Origin of the sequence: Streptomyces erythrochromogenes (assembly GCF_040684695.1) — a bacterium.
Lineage (GTDB): Bacteria > Actinomycetota > Actinomycetes > Streptomycetales > Streptomycetaceae > Streptomyces > Streptomyces erythrochromogenes_C.
This window is the reverse complement of the sequence record NZ_JBFBGM010000002.1, coordinates 1-15757: the sequence shown is the minus strand read 5'-3', so window position 1 is coordinate 15757 and position 15757 is coordinate 1. Positions and strand designations below refer to the sequence as shown.

Below are 15757 nucleotides of genomic sequence, written 5' to 3'. Positions count from 1 at the left end.
CCACTGGCCTTCCGGCGCAGGGGGCGCGACTCGATCACCGCGGCCGGTCAAAGGGTGTCCCGTGGGTCCGGAGCCGGGCCGTAGTCCGTTCCGTGGTCCTTGGTCAGTGCGGCCAGCAGGACAGGGTCGGAATGGACCTCCGCCGTGTGCTGCCAAGCGGTGAGCATTTGGGCGACGGATGCGTTGTTGCCGATCGAGTCCGCTGCGCGCATGGTGTCGACCAGTTCGAGGGCGAAGGCATGGACATCGGCTTCTGGAAGGAAACGGACCCAGGGAAAGGCGTCCGGCAGTATGGCCAGGAGCAGTTCCGTGCTGCCGGGGTCTCGCCTTGCCATGGCGGCCAGCATCCGTGTGGCAGCCGAGACAACCGTCTGGTCCTGTTCTGCACGGGTGGCTGTCGTGAGGACCAGGTCCTCACCGTCTCTGCGGTGGAGGAGCAGCCGTGGAGACTCTTTGAGTCGAGCCAGGGTCTGCTTGTTCTTGTTGACCAGCTCGGAGAAGTTCACAGCAGCGTTGTCGGCGCTCATGACTTTGAAACTACTTCGAAACCGGCCTGTCTGCCATCGCCCGTGAGGGGGACGGACCGGCTGCGGATGGGCCCGGGACCGGTCCGGACTGCTCGATGTTGTCCACCGCTGTGGAGAACTCGCGGCCGGACGGGCCCCGGATGTAGGCCAGCTCGACCCAGTGGGGGCGGGCCGAGTTCGAGACGTCCTCGTTGATCACGGCCATCAGTTCCCCCTCGACGCCGCTCGCCACATCGCGCACCTGGTGCCGCAGCAGTGGGTGCGGCAGGTACTCGTAGCGGTCAGTCATCGTGGGGCTCCTCGGCTTCGCCGATGAAGCGTTTCCACCCGGCGAGCGCACGGTCCAGGAGATCCTGGCTGGGCTCCGGGATCGCAGCGCCGTCCGCGATGTCGATTTCAAGCACGCCATGAGCGCCGCTGTGGATGATGTGGGCCACGTCAGTCCCTTCGTGGTCAGCCGCGGGTGCTCTCCTTGATCCCGCGCAACGAACCTACGGTCGCGCTGCGTGCGGTAGGACTGACTGTGGGTACGTGTTAGCGCAGGGGTCGCGCCGGGAGTGTGTAAATGGCCGCAGGACCAACTACTGGCACGATCGCGGGATTTGTGCTGCGTACGGCCCGTGAATCGATCCCCCGGACGCAGTCGGCGATGGCAGAGGCTCTGGGGGTCGACCTCTGCACCGTGCAGGGCTGGGAATCGGGCCGGAGGCCACTCGCAAACATGCGGGCGGGAGATCTGCTCGGCCTGCGGCGTCGTGTGGCTGCCCTGGGTGCGGAAGTGTCGGTCGTGGGGATGCTGGACGCCGCGATGGATGCGGATCGGATCATCGGCGCCACGCTCAACCGCACCGACGGGCCGCATCCTCTGTCGGAGTGGGTGCATACCAGGGATACCGCGCACATGCTCGCCTGGGCTCTCACGGGCGCCCGCCCGCCATCACTCGCGAAGGTTCCCCATCAGCGTCGTCGAGGGCCGGCGTCAGATTCTCCGCTCCTTGCCCCGCGCGATCGGGCTGCCTTCTTCGGGGAGCTGCGGATCATGGCCGAGGCGGCACCCAGGACCGATCCTCAGGGCGTTCTGCTTCACCGGCAGGCCCTCTACCTGACCTCGTACGACATGAGTTCCGAAGCTGTGGCGTGGACCGCGCAGGCCCTCCATGCCCGGCGGGATGTGTTGGGGCGCCGTGGGTGGACACCACAGTGGGCCGAGGCGAGGTCGACGGCGACTGCTCTCGCTCGCCTCGGCGACCCTGTCCCGCTGTTGGACTTCATCGAGCGCGCGATCGCGGGCGATGATGCGGGAGAGGCGGCGAACCTGAACTACTGGGCGTACTGGCTCGGCGGTACTCGTCTGCCTCAGTCCGACGATCTGTTCATGCGAGACCGGCAGTTCACCGGCTGGGACCCGGTCACGCTGTTGCGAGGACTGACCCATGGCCTGCACGAGGCGGCCGGCTACGTGGACTTGTACGTGCACACCCTGTGGGCCCTGCTGACCGCCCATCCGTGGCTGGCTCGGGCGTCGGGCGCGCTGGTGTGCGAGCTGGCCGGGCGGACGGAGCGTCTGTTGGACGGGGGTTGCATCTCGGAAAGATCCCGCCGCGAACTGAGCACCGTGAACTACGTTCTACGTGATCGAACTTGAAACCGGAGGGTCACCGCATGGCAGACGAGACGGCGAACGCGCAGGGCACGGCCGGGTTTCTCTTCGAGATGGGTGTGCTCAAGAATGCCAAGCGGACCGGCTGGTGGTTCACAGGGAACAACAACCCCGAGTCGATCGCAGAGCACTCGTTCCGCGTCGGCATCGTCGGCGCCGTTCTGGCCATGATGGAAGGCGTCGACCCCGCCAAGGTGGCGCTGATGTGTCTGTTCCACGACACGCAGGAGACCCGGATCGGGGACATTCCGCACATCGGCCGCCGCTACATCGACGCGGCGACGAACGAGACGGTCACCGCCGACCAGGTCGCTGCCGCGCACCCGGCGGTGAAGGCCGGGGTGCAGCGCGTGGTGGGCGAGTACGAGAGTGGTGAAACCCCCGAGGCGATCGTGGCCAAGGACGCCGACAAGCTGGAGTGCCTGGTGCAGGCGGTCGAATACCGTGCCCAGGGCTACAGCCTGGTGCAGGACTGGATCGATACCTCGCTGAGCAGCCTCAAGACGGCTTCGGCCCAAGCACTCGCCGAGGCCGCGCTGACCATGTCCCCGCTGGAGTGGCGAAAGACGTTCCTAGGCGAGTGATCCCCCAGCGGACGGAAGGGCTGAAGCGGGGTAGGGATTCGGACAGTCTTGGCTTGATGACGTCGGGTGGGCCTTGGGCCTAGGGTGTGCCGGTGATCTTCAAGTGGAAGCGGAAGGGCTCGGGCCTCGCCGCCCTCGTGTCCGAGCTGGAAGAGTCGGTCGCCGCTCGCGACGGCGACCGTACCGAGCGTGCCTTCGCCGCCATGATGGCCGGGGTGCAGTCGGCTTCGGAGGCCGAGTGCGTTCTGGCAGGGCCTCGGCTGGCGGCGCTGATCCCCGCGTTTCCGGCCACCGGGCCGCGGCCGATGCTGGCGATGGCGGCCGGCTACTGCGTCGAGCGCGGGGCGGATCCGGTGGCCTGCGCCGAGCCGATCCTCGGCGGGGTCCACCGGGACCTGCTCGACGCCCTCGAGTTCGCCCGCCGCTGGTCCGCGACCGGGGAGGACGAACTGCCGGAGCCGGACGAGAAGATCATCGACGATGCTCTTCTGGCCCGCCTGGGCGGTGACGTGCACGAAGCCCTGCAGTTGGTGCTGGCCTGGTGCGCGGCCGAGCAGTGGCAGCCGCCCGCGCTGGCCGTGCTGTGCCGCAGCGCCGAGGTGCGCCGCCGGGACACGGCCGCGCTTCTTTCCGCCTGCCGCGACCTGGCGGCCCTGGAGCGGCACGACCTCAAATGCCTGGCGTACGCGCTGGCGGTACTGGACGACGAGCCCCTCGTGGTGCTGCACAGGCCCACCGGGACCGGGTACGAGATACGGATCGGCGGCATCGGGGACAACTTCCAGTTGCACACCCTGCTCGCCCACGTCCTCGTCGGCGGCGGTCATGTTCCCGGTACCAGGCCCTCGGCGGAGAGCGTCCGCCTGGCCACGGATCCTGAGCCCGCCCGGGCGCGCACCCAGGCCGTCGCGACCGGGGCCTTCGAACTCCTCGCCCCGGACGGCGAGCGGATCTGGAACGAGGGACTGCCCGACGACATCCCCGTGGTGGAGGGCCGCCGCCTGCTCGTGCTCGACGAGCCGGAGTACCAGCGCAGTTGGAACGCCGACCGGTTCTTCCCGCACCTTGCGGGAACGGCCGAGCTGACGCGCGTCCTGACCGCGGACGAGACGCGGACCTGGCTCGCCCGGACGTCCTGACGCGGCGGGCCGGGCCGTCACCGCCCCGGGGCGTCGGCCTCCGGTTCCGGGTCCGGGGCCGGGGGGAAGCCCAGGTGGTCCAGGAGGGTGTCGAAGAGTTCTTCCGCGAAGGGTTCGTGGGAGCGCAGGACCGCCTCGACCGCCGGGGCGTCGGTGCTCTCGGCGAAGCCCGCGTCCCGGGCCCAGGCGAGGGCGCCGGCGGCGTCCTCGGGTACGCGGGCGTCCAGTTCGGCCAGGGGGCGGTCCGTCATCGCCGCCGCCGTCTTCAGGTTGAGCCAGGCGTCCCACCGGCCGCCGCCGGGCTCCAGGCCCATGACCAGGGCGACGTCGCTGTCGTGGACGGTGGCGATGCAGGCGGGGGCGCCGCTCTGTTCGACGACCGCGTGCAGGACGGCTTCGGGGTCCCCCGGGAGCGAGCGGTGGAACTGCAGCGTCTGCCAGCCGCCCGGTCTCGGCGGCCATGAGGCGATGCGGCCCCCGTCGTCCTCCTGCGCGCCGCCGAAGACCGGTGCCTCCAGCAGCGGACGTTCGCTGCGGCCGAAGACCAGTTCGCCGGTGAAACCCATGTGCGTTCCTCTCCGAGATCCTGCCCGGAGGGTAGGCCCGGCCACCGACAGCGCGTTGCCGCAACCGGGCCCGCGTGGCGGCCGTCACGTACCGGGCGGGCGCGGGCCCCGTACCCTGTCCCCGTGGCAGAACCCGTCCGCATTCCGACCGCGAAAGTCGCCCTGTCCACCGCCTCCGTCTACCCGGAGTCCACGGCGACCGCCTTCGAGATCGCCGCGCGCCTCGGATACGACGGCGTCGAGGTCATGGTGTGGACGGATCCGGTCAGCCAGGACATCGACGCGCTGCGCCGCCTGTCGGACCAGCACCAGGTGCCGATCCTGGCCGTTCACGCGCCCTGTCTGCTCATCACCCAGCGGGTGTGGTCCACCGATCCGTGGGTCAAGCTGCAGCGCGCCCGGTCGGCGGCCGAGAGGCTCGGCGCGTCCACCGTCGTCGTGCACCCGCCGTTCCGGTGGCAGCGCCAGTACGCGCGCGAGTTCGTCTCCGGCATCTGGCGGATGGCCGAGGAGACCGACGTGCGCTTCGCCGTGGAGAACATGTACCCCTGGCGGTACCGCGACCGCGAGATGCTCGCCTACGCACCCGAGTGGGACGTGACGAAGGACGACTACCGGCACTTCACCGTCGACCTGTCGCACACCGCGACCGCCCGTACGGACGCGACCGCGATGATCGACCGGATGGGGGACCGGCTGGCCCACGTGCACCTCGCCGACGGCAACGGGTCGGCCAAGGACGAGCACCTGGTCCCCGGCCGGGGTACGCAGCCCTGCGCCGAGCTGCTGGAACGCCTGGCCCGGAGCTCCTTCGACGGCCACGTGGTGATCGAGGTCAACACGCGGCGGGCGATGTCCTCCGCCGAGCGGGAGGCCGATCTCGCCGAGGCGCTGGCCTTCACCCGCCTGCACCTGGCCTCCGCCGGTCCCGACCGGGCCCGCCGGCCGTGACGGGGGAGAGCGCGCCGCGCCGCCGCGGCCCGGGCCGGCCCCGCCAGGACGAGGCCGAGGAGGGCCCGGGCACCCAGGAGCGCATCCGGCTCGCCGCCCGCGAGGTCTTCGCGGAGCGCGGCTACGACAAGACCTCCGTGCGGGGCGTCGCGAAGGTCGCCGGCGTGGACCCGGCCCTGGTGCACCACTACTTCGGCAGCAAGGACGACCTCTTCGCCGCGGCCATCGAGATCAGCATGGAGCCGGCCATGGTGGTCCCCGCCGTCATCGGGGAGGGCCCCGACGGCATCGGCGAGCGGCTGGCGCGCTACTTCCTCGACGTCTGGGAGAACCCGGTCACCCGGGCCCCGCTGCTCGCCGTGATCCGCTCCGCCCTCACCCACGAGGCCGCCGCGAAGGTGCTGCGCGGGCTGGTGCTGCGCAGGCTCCTGGAGCGGATCGCCGCCGACCTGGACGTGCCCGACCCGACCTTCCGCGCCGAGCTCGCCGCCTCCCACATGGTCGGCATCGCGATCCTGCGCTACGTGCTGCAGGTCGAGCCCCTCGCGTCCGCGGAGCCGGAGGACATCGTGGCGCTCGTGGCCCCTACGCTGCAGCGGTACCTGACCGAGGGCTGAGCCGCCCGTCCCGTCATACGGACACGCCGTCCGGATCCCGGGCAGTGGGCGTAGCCTCGTAGCTGAGCCATATCCGCAGTCGCGGCTGACCGTACAGCCGCACTCATGGGGAGTGAACCGCATGCCCGAGCTGAGGTCCCGCACCGTCACCCACGGCCGCAACATGGCGGGCGCCCGCGCCCTTATGCGCGCGTCGGGCGTAGCGAGCGAGGACATCGGCAAGCCGATCATCGCGGTTGCCAACTCCTTCACCGAGTTCGTCCCCGGTCACACGCACCTGGCGCCCGTCGGCCGCATCGTCTCCGACGCCATCCGCGCGGCCGGTGCGATCCCCCGCGAGTTCAACACGATCGCCGTCGACGACGGCATCGCGATGGGCCACGGCGGCATGCTGTACTCCCTGCCGTCCCGCGACCTGATCGCGGACAGCGTGGAGTACATGGTCGAGGCGCACTGCGCCGACGCCCTGATCTGCATCTCCAACTGCGACAAGATCACCCCGGGCATGCTGATGGCCGCCATGCGCCTCAACATCCCGGCCGTGTTCGTCTCCGGCGGCCCGATGGAGGCCGGCCAGGCCGTCCTCGTCGACGGCACCGTCCGCAAGCTGGACCTGATCGACGCCATGGTGGACGCCTCCAACGAGAACGTCTCCGACGAGGACGTGCTCCGCATCGAGGAGAACGCCTGTCCCACCTGCGGTTCCTGTTCCGGCATGTTCACCGCCAACTCGATGAACTGCCTCGCCGAGGCCATCGGCCTGGCCCTGCCGGGCAACGGCTCGGTCCTCGCCACGCACACCGCCCGCCGCGCCCTGTACGAGGACGCCGGCCGCACGGTCGTGGAGATCACCAAGCGGTACTACCAGGACGGTGACGAGTCCGTCCTGCCCCGCAGCATCGCCACCCGCGAGGCCTTCGAGAACGCCATGGCCCTCGACATCGCCATGGGCGGCTCCACCAACACGATCCTGCACCTGCTGGCCGCCGCGCAGGAAGCGGGCCTGGACTACGACCTCAAGGACATCGACGCCGTCTCGCGCCGCGTCCCGTGCCTGGCCAAGGTCGCCCCGAACGTGGCGCCCGGCGGCACGTACTACATGGAGGACGTGCACCGGGCCGGCGGCATCCCCGCCATCCTCGGCGAGCTGCACCGCGGCGGTCTCCTCAACAAGGACGTGACGACCGTCCACTCCGCGGGCCTGGAGGACTGGCTGGCGAAGTGGGACGCCCGCTCCGGCACGGCGAGCGACACGGCCATGGAGCTGTGGCACGCGGCCCCCGGCTGCGTCCGCTCCGCCACCGCCTTCTCCCAGTCCGAGCGCTGGGACACCCTCGACCTCGACGCCGAGGGCGGCTGCATCCGCTCCGTGCAGCACGCGTACTCCAAGGACGGCGGCCTCGCCGTCCTGCGCGGCAACATCGCCGTCGACGGCTGCGTGGTGAAGACCGCCGGCGTCGACGAGTCGATCTGGACCTTCGAGGGCCCGGCGGTCGTCTGCGAGTCGCAGGACGAGGCCGTCGACAAGATCCTGCGCAAGGAGGTCAAGGCGGGCGACGTCGTCGTCATCCGCTACGAGGGCCCGCGCGGCGGCCCCGGCATGCAGGAGATGCTCTACCCGACCTCCTTCCTCAAGGGCCGCGGCCTGGGCAAGGTCTGCGCGCTGGTGACGGACGGCCGCTTCTCCGGCGGCACCTCGGGCCTGTCCATCGGCCACGCCTCCCCGGAGGCGGCGTCCGGCGGCGACATCGCCGTCGTCGAGGACGGCGACCTGATCCGCATCGACATCCCCAACCGGTCCATCGAGATCGTCGTCGACGACGCCACCCTGGCGGCCCGCCACGCGGCCCTCGGCGGCGTCTACGCCCCGAAGAACCGCGAGCGCAAGGTCTCCGCGGCCCTGCGCGCCTACGCCGCGATGGCCACCAGCGCCGACAAGGGCGCGGTCCGCGACGTCAGCCGGCTGGGCTGACCCGCCGGCCGCCGGCCGGACCCCGGCAGCAGCGACGCCCCCGCACCGCCTCCGGTGCGGGGGCGCCCGCGTCCTACGGGCGCCACGCCCGCGTGCGACCGCGGCCGGGCCGCGGTCACCGTCGTGGCCGTGCCCTCCCGCCGGCGGCCCAGGTCACCACCGGGCCGGATCGCCCGCGTCCACCGCGAACACCGAACCGTCGGGCGCGCCCGCGAACACCCGCCCGCCACCGGCCACCGGAGCCGGCAGCGTCGACGCGTAGGTGGCCTTGCCCTCCGCCATCCGCGGCCTGGTCTGCCCGGCCGGCCGGCCGTCGGCCGCCCCGACGGCGAGCAGCCGCCCGTCCGGCGCCGTCAGGTGGACCCGGCCGCCGGCGACCACCGGACGGGAGGCCACGCTCACGCCGGTCTCCAGCCGCCACCGCTCCTTGTCGGCCCCGACGGCGACCAGCGCGCCGGAGGTCCCGAACAGGTAGGTGACCCCGTCCCCGTCCACGGCCGCCTCCGCGTCGTAGAGCGGTGCGGTGAGCCGTACCCGCTGCGCGGTGCGCGCCGTCAGGTCGGCGCGCACCACGGCGGTGGTCCTTGCGGACGCGTCGACGTCCACCAGGTAGAGGCCGCCGCTCGCCGTGCCGACCGGCCGCAGCCGCCCCGCCGTGCGGAACTGCCGGGTCATGGCCCCGTTCGCCGGGTCGACCGAGGCGAGCTGGGTGGACCCGCTGCCGTCGGGCGTCGCCACGTACAGTTCCGGCGCCGCGCCGCCCTCCGGGCCGCCGCCGGTCCACCACACGGAGCCGACCCCGCCGATCTGCTGGGTCCAGCGGGCCGTGCCGGTGGCCGCGTCCAGCGCGGTCACGCTGCCGCCCGTACCGACCAGCAGCACCTGCCCGCCCGCGGGCACCGCCTGCGAGCCGGCCGGGAGCTTGTGGCGCCAGCGTTCCGCACCCGTCGCCGGGTCCAGTGCCTGGAGGGTCTCGCTGCCGGGCGCCACGACGAGGACCCGTCCGCCGGCGTGCAGGGGCGCGCCGGCGGTCGGCGTCCCCTTCGACGGGGAGGCCGCGGGCGCCTCCAGGCTCCACACCGTCGAACCGTCGGCGGGGTCGAGGCGGGCGGCGGCGAGGCCCGGTCCGGCGCAGTACAGGGCCTCCGCCTGCCAGGAGCAGGCCCCGATCCGGCTGCCGGTCCCGGGCTTGCCGAGGGGGACCGACCAGGGGGCGAAGGTCTTCGCCGGCGCCGGATCCGCCTTCCCGGCGATCTGGGCGGGCGAGGATCCGGCGGTGCCGCCGTAGTGCAGGTATCCGCCGACGGCGCCGCCCACCAGCAGCAGCCCGAGGGCTGCTCCGACGGCGATCCGGGCCCGCCGCCCGCGCGGAGGGCGGGGGCGGGGCTCGGCCGCGGCGGGGATCCGCTCACGGCGGTGGGTGAGCAGCTCGGCCCCGTCGGGTTCCCGCGGCCGCGGTATGAAGGCCTGGGTGTCCTCGGCGGTCGGGTACGCGACCGCCCGCATCTCGGCGATCAGCTCCTCGGCGGTGGGCCGCTCCTGCGGGTCCTTGGCCAGGCACCGCTCCACGAGGGGGACGAGCTGGCGCGGCAGCCCGCTGAGGTCGGGCTCGCTGTGCACCACCTGGTACGCCACCAGGTAGTGGCTGTCGGAGTCGAAGGGGCCGCGGCCCGTCGCCGCGTGCACGAGCACCGCGCCGAGCGCGAAGACATCGGCGGCCGTCCCCACGTCGCGGGGCCGCTGGAACTGCTCGGGCGCCATGAACGGCGGGGTCCCGATCAGCTTCCCGGTCTCGGTCCGCAGGTCGCTGTCGGCCGGCCGGGAGATGCCGAAGTCGATGACCCGTACGCCGTCGGGTGCCATGAGCACGTTGCTGGGCTTGAGGTCCCGGTGGACCACGCCCGCCCGGTGGATGTCGCGCAGCGCCTCCGCGAGGCCCGCGGCGAGCCGGGCCAGTTCGGTGCGGTCCAGCACCTGCCTGCGCACGCGCTCGGCGAGCGTCGGCGCGTCGATGAACAGGGTGGCCATCCAGGGCCGTTCGGCGTCGGGGTCGGCGTCCACGACGGGCGCGGTGAACGCACCGCTCACCCGGCGCGCGGCCGTGACCTCCTGCCGGAAGCGGGCCCGGAACTCCGGGTCCACCGCGTGCTCGGCGTGCACGATCTTGACGGCGAGTTTCAGCCCCGAGCCGGACGTGGCGAGGTGGACGACGCCCATGCCTCCGGAGCCGAGCACCGATTCGAGCCGGTACTGCCCGGCGTACTCCGGAAAGCCCGCGTAGTCCGCGCGCAGCGAATGCACCGCTCACCACCCCCGCCGGAGCCTAGTCGATGACCCGTACGCATCTCCAAGGTCCTGCTACCCTGCGCGAGTTGCGCACGGCAACGCCCATGGGGGGAGATTTCGTATGTCGGTGGAGAACGATTCGAGCCAAGTCCAGAGCCTTGCCGCCGGCTCGGGCTACCCGTCCTATCCGGTCGCTCCCGGCTACCGGCTGAACGTCCGCAGCGGTCCCGGGACCAACTACTCGGTGATCGACGTCCTGCCGCTCGGCGCGACCGTCACGCTGCGCTGCCAGACCGAGGGCACGACCGTGTCGGGCCCGTACGGCACGACGGACATCTGGGACTGCGTCGGGAACGGCCGCTTCGTCTCCGACGCGTACGTGAAGACCGGCAGCGACGGCTTCGTGGTCACGCGCTGCGGCTGACCCGCCCGGCCGGCCGCCCGGCCCGGCCCACGTGACCCGGCCGGCCCGTCCGACCCGTCTGACACGTGAGACACACCCGGCCCGACCGGCCCGGCGGGGGATAATCGCTGCTGTGAGCGACGACCAGCGAGACCAGACCCCCGCCGAGCCGGCCGGCGCGGCCACCCCGGCGCGTGCCGCCGCCTCGGCCGCCGGCCCGGCCGCGTCCGGGCCGTCCGTCCCGGTCGGCCCGCAGCCCGAGCCGATCCGGTACTTCGGCACCACCTGGGTGAACCACGAGAGCGGCTACGGCCTGCGCCGCGCCGCCCTCGCCGTCGGCTCCCTCGTCACGGCCACCGCCGCCGCCCTGCTGCTGCGCTTCGCCTACGAGGGGCTGGAGATCGGCAACGTCGGCCCCTTCCTCAGCATCTCCGTCGTCGTCCTCTTCGCGATCTCCAGCGCCATCGCCTTCGTCAAGACCTGGGACTCCTACAACCGGCGTCCGGCCCCGTCCTCCGACGAGGCCGCCCTCAAGGGCCTGAAGACGATCGGTTTCATCGGCTCGCTCATCGCGTACTCCCTGCGCTGCCTGACCGAGGCCCCGGGCGAGAAGCTCCGCCGTGCCGAGTACGAGCGGGCCCTCACCGAATTCGAGCGCCGCCGCAGCACCCGTACGGGCAACCCGGCCGCCCGCCGCCCCAAGCGCAAGAAGTAGCCCCCACGTACACGGACACGGCCGCCGCCGGACCTCCGCGGCGGCCGTTCGCGTTTCCCGGTCATTGACGCCCGGGCACCGCCGGGAGCATTATTCATCACATGATGAATAAGCAGGCCGGCGGAGACCCGGCCGCCGTGCACGCCCACGGGCTGACCGTCCGCCGCGGCACCGGCCGCACCCCGCGCACCGTCATCGACGACATCGCCTTCGACGTCCCCCGCGGCCGCATCACCGGCCTCCTCGGCCCCTCCGGCTGCGGCAAATCCACCCTCCTGCGCGCCATCGTCGGCACCCAGGCCCACGTCACCGGCACCCTCGACGTCCTCGGCCGCCCCGCCGGCCACCCCGAACTGCGCTCCCGCATCGGCTACGTCACCCAGGCGCCGTCCGTCTACGACGACCTCACCGTCCGCCAGAACCTCGACTACTTCGCCGCGATCCTCGACCCCGGCCGGGCCGCCGCCGCCCGCCGCGCCGACGCCGTGGACCGCGCCATCACCGACGTCGACCTCACCACCCGCGCCGGCGCCCTCGCCGGCAACCTCTCCGGCGGCCAGCGCAGCCGCGTCTCCCTCGCCGTCGCCCTCCTCGGCACCCCCGAGCTCCTGGTCCTCGACGAACCCACCGTCGGACTCGACCCCGTCCTGCGCCGCGACCTGTGGAACCTCTTCCACGACATCGCCGCCACCCGCGGCGCCACGATCCTCGTCTCCTCCCACGTCATGGACGAGGCCGAACGCTGCCACGACCTGCTCCTCATGCGCGAAGGCCGCATCCTCGCCCAGGACACCCCCGAGGCACTGCGCGCCCGCACCCACTCCGCCACCGTCGAGGAGGGCTTCCTCCGCCTCGTCGACGAGGCCAACACCCTCGCCGCCCAGGAGCCCACCCGATGAACGCCGCCCGCACCGCCGCCACCGCCGCCCGCGTCCTGCGCCAGCTCCGCCACGACCCGCGCTCCATCGCCCTGATGGTCCTCGTGCCCGTCCTGATGCTCACCCTGCTGCGCTTCGTCTTCGACGGCAGCCCCCGCACCTTCGACAGCATCGGCGCGTCACTCCTCGGGATCTTCCCCCTCATCACCATGTTCCTGGTGACCTCCATCGCCACCCTGCGCGAACGCACCTCCGGAACCCTCGAACGCCTCCTCGCCATGCCGCTCGGCAAGGGCGACCTCATCGCCGGCTACGCCCTCGCCTTCGGCGCCGTCGCCGTCGTCCAGTCCCTCCTCGCCACCGGCCTCGCCCTCTGGGCCCTCGGCCTCGACGTCGTCGGATCCCCCTGGCTGCTCCTGCTCGTCGCCCTCCTCGACGCCCTCCTCGGCACCGCCCTCGGCCTCTTCGTCTCCGCCTTCGCCGCCTCCGAGTTCCAGGCCGTCCAGTTCATGCCAGCGGTGATCTTCCCCCAGCTGCTCCTGTGCGGACTCTTCGCCGCCCGCGACTCCATGCACCCGGTCCTCGAAGGCATCTCCGACGTCCTGCCCATGTCCTACGCCGTCGACGGCATGACGCAGGTCCTCACCCACACCGACATGACCGCCGAATTCGTCCGCGACGCCGTGATCGTCGCCGGCTGCGCCGTCCTCGTACTCGCCCTCGGCGCGGCCACCCTCCGCCGCCGCACCCCCTGACCGCGCCCCTGACCGCACTGCGGACACCGCCGCCCCGCCCGTCGCCCGGGTGCAAGGATGAGGACACGTACGCGTACGCCTGCGCAGCCCAGGCGGAAGAACAGTTCGGCGAGGTGGATCGGGCATGACCCAGACAGTCGCAGTCCTCGGTACCGGCAAGATCGGCGAGGCCCTGCTCAGCGGAATGATCCGCGGCGGCTGGCCCGCCTCCAAGCTCCTCGTCACCGCGCGCCGCAGCGACCGGGCCGAGGAGCTCCGCACCCGCTACGGCGTCGAGGCCGTCACCAACGCCGAGGCCGCCAAGCGCGCCGACACCCTCATCCTCACCGTGAAGCCCCAGGACATGGCCAAGCTCCTCGACGAGCTCGCCCCGCACGTCCCCGCGGGCCGGCTGATCATCAGCGGCGCCGCCGGCATCCCCACCTCCTTCTTCGAGGAGCGCCTCAGCCCCGGCACCCCCGTCGTGCGCGTCATGACGAACACCCCCGCCCTCGTCGACGAGGCCATGTCCGTCATCTCCGCCGGCAGCCACGCCACCGCCGAGCACCTCGCCCACACCGAGGAGATCTTCGGCGGCGTCGGCAAGACCCTGCGCGTTCCGGAGTCCCAGCAGGACGCGGCCACCGCCCTCTCCGGCTCCGGACCCGCGTACTTCTACTTCCTCGTCGAGGCCATGACCGACGCCGGCATCCTCCTCGGACTGCCCCGCGCCCAGGCCCACGACCTCATCGTCCAGGCCGCCATCGGCGCGGCCGTCATGCTCCGCGACAGCGGGGAACACCCCGTCAAGCTCCGCGAGGCCGTCACCTCCCCGGCCGGCACCACCATCAACGCCATCGTCGAGCTGGAGCGGCACGGCGTACGCGCCGCCCTGATCGCGGCACTCGAAGCCGCCCGCGACCGCAGCCGCGAGCTCGCCTCCGGCAACAGCTGAACCACGGGTACGGGCCCCCGCCGAGCGGGGGCCGTCCTCCCGGCTACGGCGCGAGCAGCCCGATCGCCTCGTACGCCCGGTCCACCACGGGCCGCGCCAGCTCCCTGGCCCGCCCCGCGCCCTCCCGCAGCACCTTGTCCACCTGCGCGGGGTCGGCCGCCAGCTCCGCGTGCCGCTCCTGCAACGGCCGCAGCAGCTCGACCACCGCGTCGGCCACGTCCCGCTTCAGCGCCCCGTAGCCGCTGTACCCGTCGGCGAGCGCCACCGGGTCGCCGCCGGTGCACGCCGCCAGGATGTCCAGCAGGTTCGTCACCCCCGGCCGCGCCTCCCGGTCGTGGACCACGCCGCCGTCCCCGCTGTCGGTGACGGCCCGCATCACCTTCTTGCGGACCACCCCGGGCTCGTCGAGGAGGTAGACGATCCCCGCCCCGTTCTCGTGGGACTTCCCCATCTTCGAGGTGGGGTCCTGCAGGTCCATGACCCGAGCGGCCACCGCCGGATGGGTGGCCCTCGGCACGGTGAAGGTGTGCCCGTAGCGCTGGTTGAAACGCACCGCCAGATCCCGGGTCAGCTCCACGTGCTGCCGCTGGTCCTCCCCGACCGGCACCTCCCCGGCCCCGTACGCCAGGATGTCCGCGGCCATCAGTACGGGATAGGTGAGCAGCGACAGCCGTACGCCGTCCCCGGCGGCCTGCGCCTTCGCCGCCTTCTCCTTGTACTGGATCATCCGCCGCAGCTCCCCGTCGGTCGCGGTGCACTCCAGCAGGTAGGCCAGGCGGGTGTGCTCGTCGACGTGGCTCTGTACGAAGAGGGTGCAGCGCCGGGGTTCCAGCCCGGCGGCGATCAGCAGCGTCGCGGCCTGCCGGCTCAGCCTCCGCACGCGCGCGGGCTCGTGTTCGACGGTCAGCGCGTGCAGGTCGACGACGCAGAACAGCGCGTCGTCCGGCTCCTGCTCGGCGGCGACCCACTGGCGTACGGCACCGAGGTAGTTCCCCAGGGTCATGTGACCGGTGGGCTTGATCCCGCTGAAGATCCTCGTCATGTCTGTCCTGCTCTCCCGGTGAGTGCGTGAGTGGTGACGGGCCACCGCGCCGGGCGACCGAGCCACTCCCGGGGAGGGGAGAAACAGAAAACGGCCGCCGGGGCGGCGGCCGTGAGCGCATGCGTGCTCGCGTGGATGGTCGGCCGCCGTCAGGCGGCCCACCAGCGGAGGCTGAGCGTGGGCGCATGCGTAGTCATGGGGGCCAGCGTAGACCGCGCGGGATGAGGACGCCGTGAGTTTCGGCCGCCCCGCGCGGCGATGGCCGGCGCCGGTCGGCGGGGGTTGACACGTGCGTGCCAGGTCCGTAAGGTTCTTCGAGTTGTCCGACGTGAGCGCCGACCCCGGTCGGTCCCCGGACAGCCATTCCGCACTACACATTCGAACGAACGACGCACTTTGTCGTCTCGTTTTCATGCGTATTTGCGAATGAGGAATCCGCGTCCGAGGACGCTGCCCCCGATTAGGTTCGGAGGCGAGGAATCCGCTACTGTCTCACTCGCCGCAAGGGCCCAACAGCCCAAGCAGCACAACCCGCTGACTGGGAATCAGGCCCGAAAGGATCTGATAGAGTCGGAACCGCCGGAAAGGGAAACGCGAAAGCGAAAACCTGGAAAGCACCGAGGAAGTCGGACACGAAAGAGTCTGATAGAGTCGGAAACGCAAGACAGCAGAACGAAAGCCCGGAGGAAAGCCCGAGAGGGTGAGTACGAAGGAAGCGTCCGTTCCTT

At 72.0% G+C, this 15757-nt stretch carries 17 protein-coding genes; 11 read left to right on the top strand and 6 right to left on the bottom strand.

The features are described 5' to 3' along the window. Positions 1-47 precede the first annotated feature (47 nt). From AB0O53_RS04120 to AB0O53_RS04110, 3 genes are read right to left on the bottom strand one after another with little or no spacing between them, the layout of a single operon-like run. Entirely contained in the window at positions 48-527 is a 480-nt protein-coding gene (locus AB0O53_RS04120; RefSeq protein WP_350989740.1) for a hypothetical protein, read from the bottom strand. Between the two features lie 10 nt (positions 528-537). Next, the gene (locus tag AB0O53_RS04115) at positions 538-816 is read right to left on the bottom strand and encodes a hypothetical protein (protein WP_350989738.1); all 279 of its coding nucleotides are present in this window, start codon (positions 814-816) and stop codon (positions 538-540) included. After that, positions 809-964, bottom strand: a complete 156-nt coding sequence (locus AB0O53_RS04110; protein ID WP_350989736.1) for a hypothetical protein — start codon at positions 962-964, stop codon at positions 809-811. Before AB0O53_RS04110 ends, AB0O53_RS04115 begins: the two co-directional genes overlap by 8 nt. A 212-nt stretch (positions 965-1176) precedes the next feature. Between AB0O53_RS04110 and AB0O53_RS04105 the strand changes: the two genes are divergently transcribed. The 3 genes from AB0O53_RS04105 to AB0O53_RS04095 all read left to right on the top strand — a co-directional run bounded on the left by AB0O53_RS04105 (position 1177) and on the right by AB0O53_RS04095 (position 3910). Further along, positions 1177-2172 carry an XRE family transcriptional regulator gene (locus AB0O53_RS04105; RefSeq protein WP_350989734.1) on the top strand — a complete coding sequence of 332 codons (996 nt, stop codon included), beginning with the start codon at positions 1177-1179 and terminating at the stop codon, positions 2170-2172. Positions 2173-2189: 17 nt separating this feature from the next. Next, positions 2190-2771, top strand: a complete 582-nt coding sequence (locus AB0O53_RS04100) for an HD domain-containing protein (protein ID WP_365193156.1) — start codon at positions 2190-2192, stop codon at positions 2769-2771. Between the two features lie 92 nt (positions 2772-2863). Beyond that, positions 2864-3910, top strand: coding sequence for a hypothetical protein (locus tag AB0O53_RS04095; RefSeq protein WP_365193154.1), 1047 nt, complete (start codon positions 2864-2866; stop codon positions 3908-3910). A gap of 17 nt (positions 3911-3927) precedes the next feature. Here AB0O53_RS04095 and AB0O53_RS04090 read toward each other — a convergent pair whose 3' ends face one another. Then, the gene (locus AB0O53_RS04090) at positions 3928-4476 is read right to left on the bottom strand and encodes a hypothetical protein (RefSeq protein WP_365193152.1); all 549 of its coding nucleotides are present in this window, start codon (positions 4474-4476) and stop codon (positions 3928-3930) included. Positions 4477-4599: 123 nt separating this feature from the next. On the opposite strand from AB0O53_RS04090, the gene AB0O53_RS04085 reads away from it, so the two are divergent. The 3 genes from AB0O53_RS04085 to ilvD all read left to right on the top strand — a co-directional run bounded on the left by AB0O53_RS04085 (position 4600) and on the right by ilvD (position 8016). After that, positions 4600-5427: a sugar phosphate isomerase/epimerase family protein gene (locus tag AB0O53_RS04085; protein WP_365193150.1), complete on the top strand. Its 828-nt coding sequence runs from the start codon at positions 4600-4602 to the stop codon at positions 5425-5427. Further along, entirely contained in the window at positions 5424-6044 is a 621-nt protein-coding gene (locus tag AB0O53_RS04080; protein WP_350989724.1) for a TetR/AcrR family transcriptional regulator, read from the top strand. Before AB0O53_RS04085 ends, AB0O53_RS04080 begins: the two co-directional genes overlap by 4 nt. A gap of 121 nt (positions 6045-6165) precedes the next feature. Beyond that, on the top strand, positions 6166-8016 hold the full coding sequence (gene ilvD, locus AB0O53_RS04075; RefSeq protein ID WP_350989722.1) for a dihydroxy-acid dehydratase: 1851 nt from the start codon (positions 6166-6168) through the stop codon (positions 8014-8016). Positions 8017-8169: 153 nt separating this feature from the next. Here the strand turns inward: ilvD and AB0O53_RS04070 are convergent, their stop codons facing one another. Beyond that, a complete protein-coding gene (locus AB0O53_RS04070; RefSeq protein ID WP_365193147.1) occupies positions 8170-10317 on the bottom strand; it encodes a serine/threonine-protein kinase in 2148 nt (715 codons plus the stop codon). Between the two features lie 106 nt (positions 10318-10423). On the opposite strand from AB0O53_RS04070, the gene AB0O53_RS04065 reads away from it, so the two are divergent. The 5 genes from AB0O53_RS04065 (at position 10424) to proC (ending at position 13987) form a co-directional block, all read left to right on the top strand. Continuing rightward, complete coding sequence (locus AB0O53_RS04065; RefSeq protein ID WP_350989718.1) at positions 10424-10726, top strand: SH3 domain-containing protein; 303 nt, start codon at positions 10424-10426, stop codon at positions 10724-10726. Positions 10727-10838: 112 nt separating this feature from the next. Then, complete coding sequence (locus AB0O53_RS04060; RefSeq protein ID WP_403143323.1) at positions 10839-11420, top strand: hypothetical protein; 582 nt, start codon at positions 10839-10841, stop codon at positions 11418-11420. Positions 11421-11521: 101 nt separating this feature from the next. After that, positions 11522-12319 (top strand): ABC transporter ATP-binding protein, encoded by a 798-nt coding sequence (locus AB0O53_RS04055; protein WP_365193145.1) that lies wholly within the window; start codon positions 11522-11524, stop codon positions 12317-12319. Further along, positions 12316-13053 carry an ABC transporter permease gene (locus tag AB0O53_RS04050; RefSeq protein WP_350989714.1) on the top strand — a complete coding sequence of 246 codons (738 nt, stop codon included), beginning with the start codon at positions 12316-12318 and terminating at the stop codon, positions 13051-13053. The genes AB0O53_RS04055 and AB0O53_RS04050 overlap by 4 nt, the downstream gene beginning before the upstream one ends. Before the next feature lie 124 nt (positions 13054-13177). Next, complete coding sequence (proC, locus tag AB0O53_RS04045) at positions 13178-13987, top strand: pyrroline-5-carboxylate reductase (RefSeq protein WP_350989712.1); 810 nt, start codon at positions 13178-13180, stop codon at positions 13985-13987. 43 nt (positions 13988-14030) lie between these two features. Here proC and trpS read toward each other — a convergent pair whose 3' ends face one another. After that, a complete protein-coding gene (gene trpS / locus AB0O53_RS04040; RefSeq protein WP_350989710.1) occupies positions 14031-15029 on the bottom strand; it encodes a tryptophan--tRNA ligase in 999 nt (332 codons plus the stop codon). Between the last annotated feature and the right edge of the window lie 728 nt (positions 15030-15757).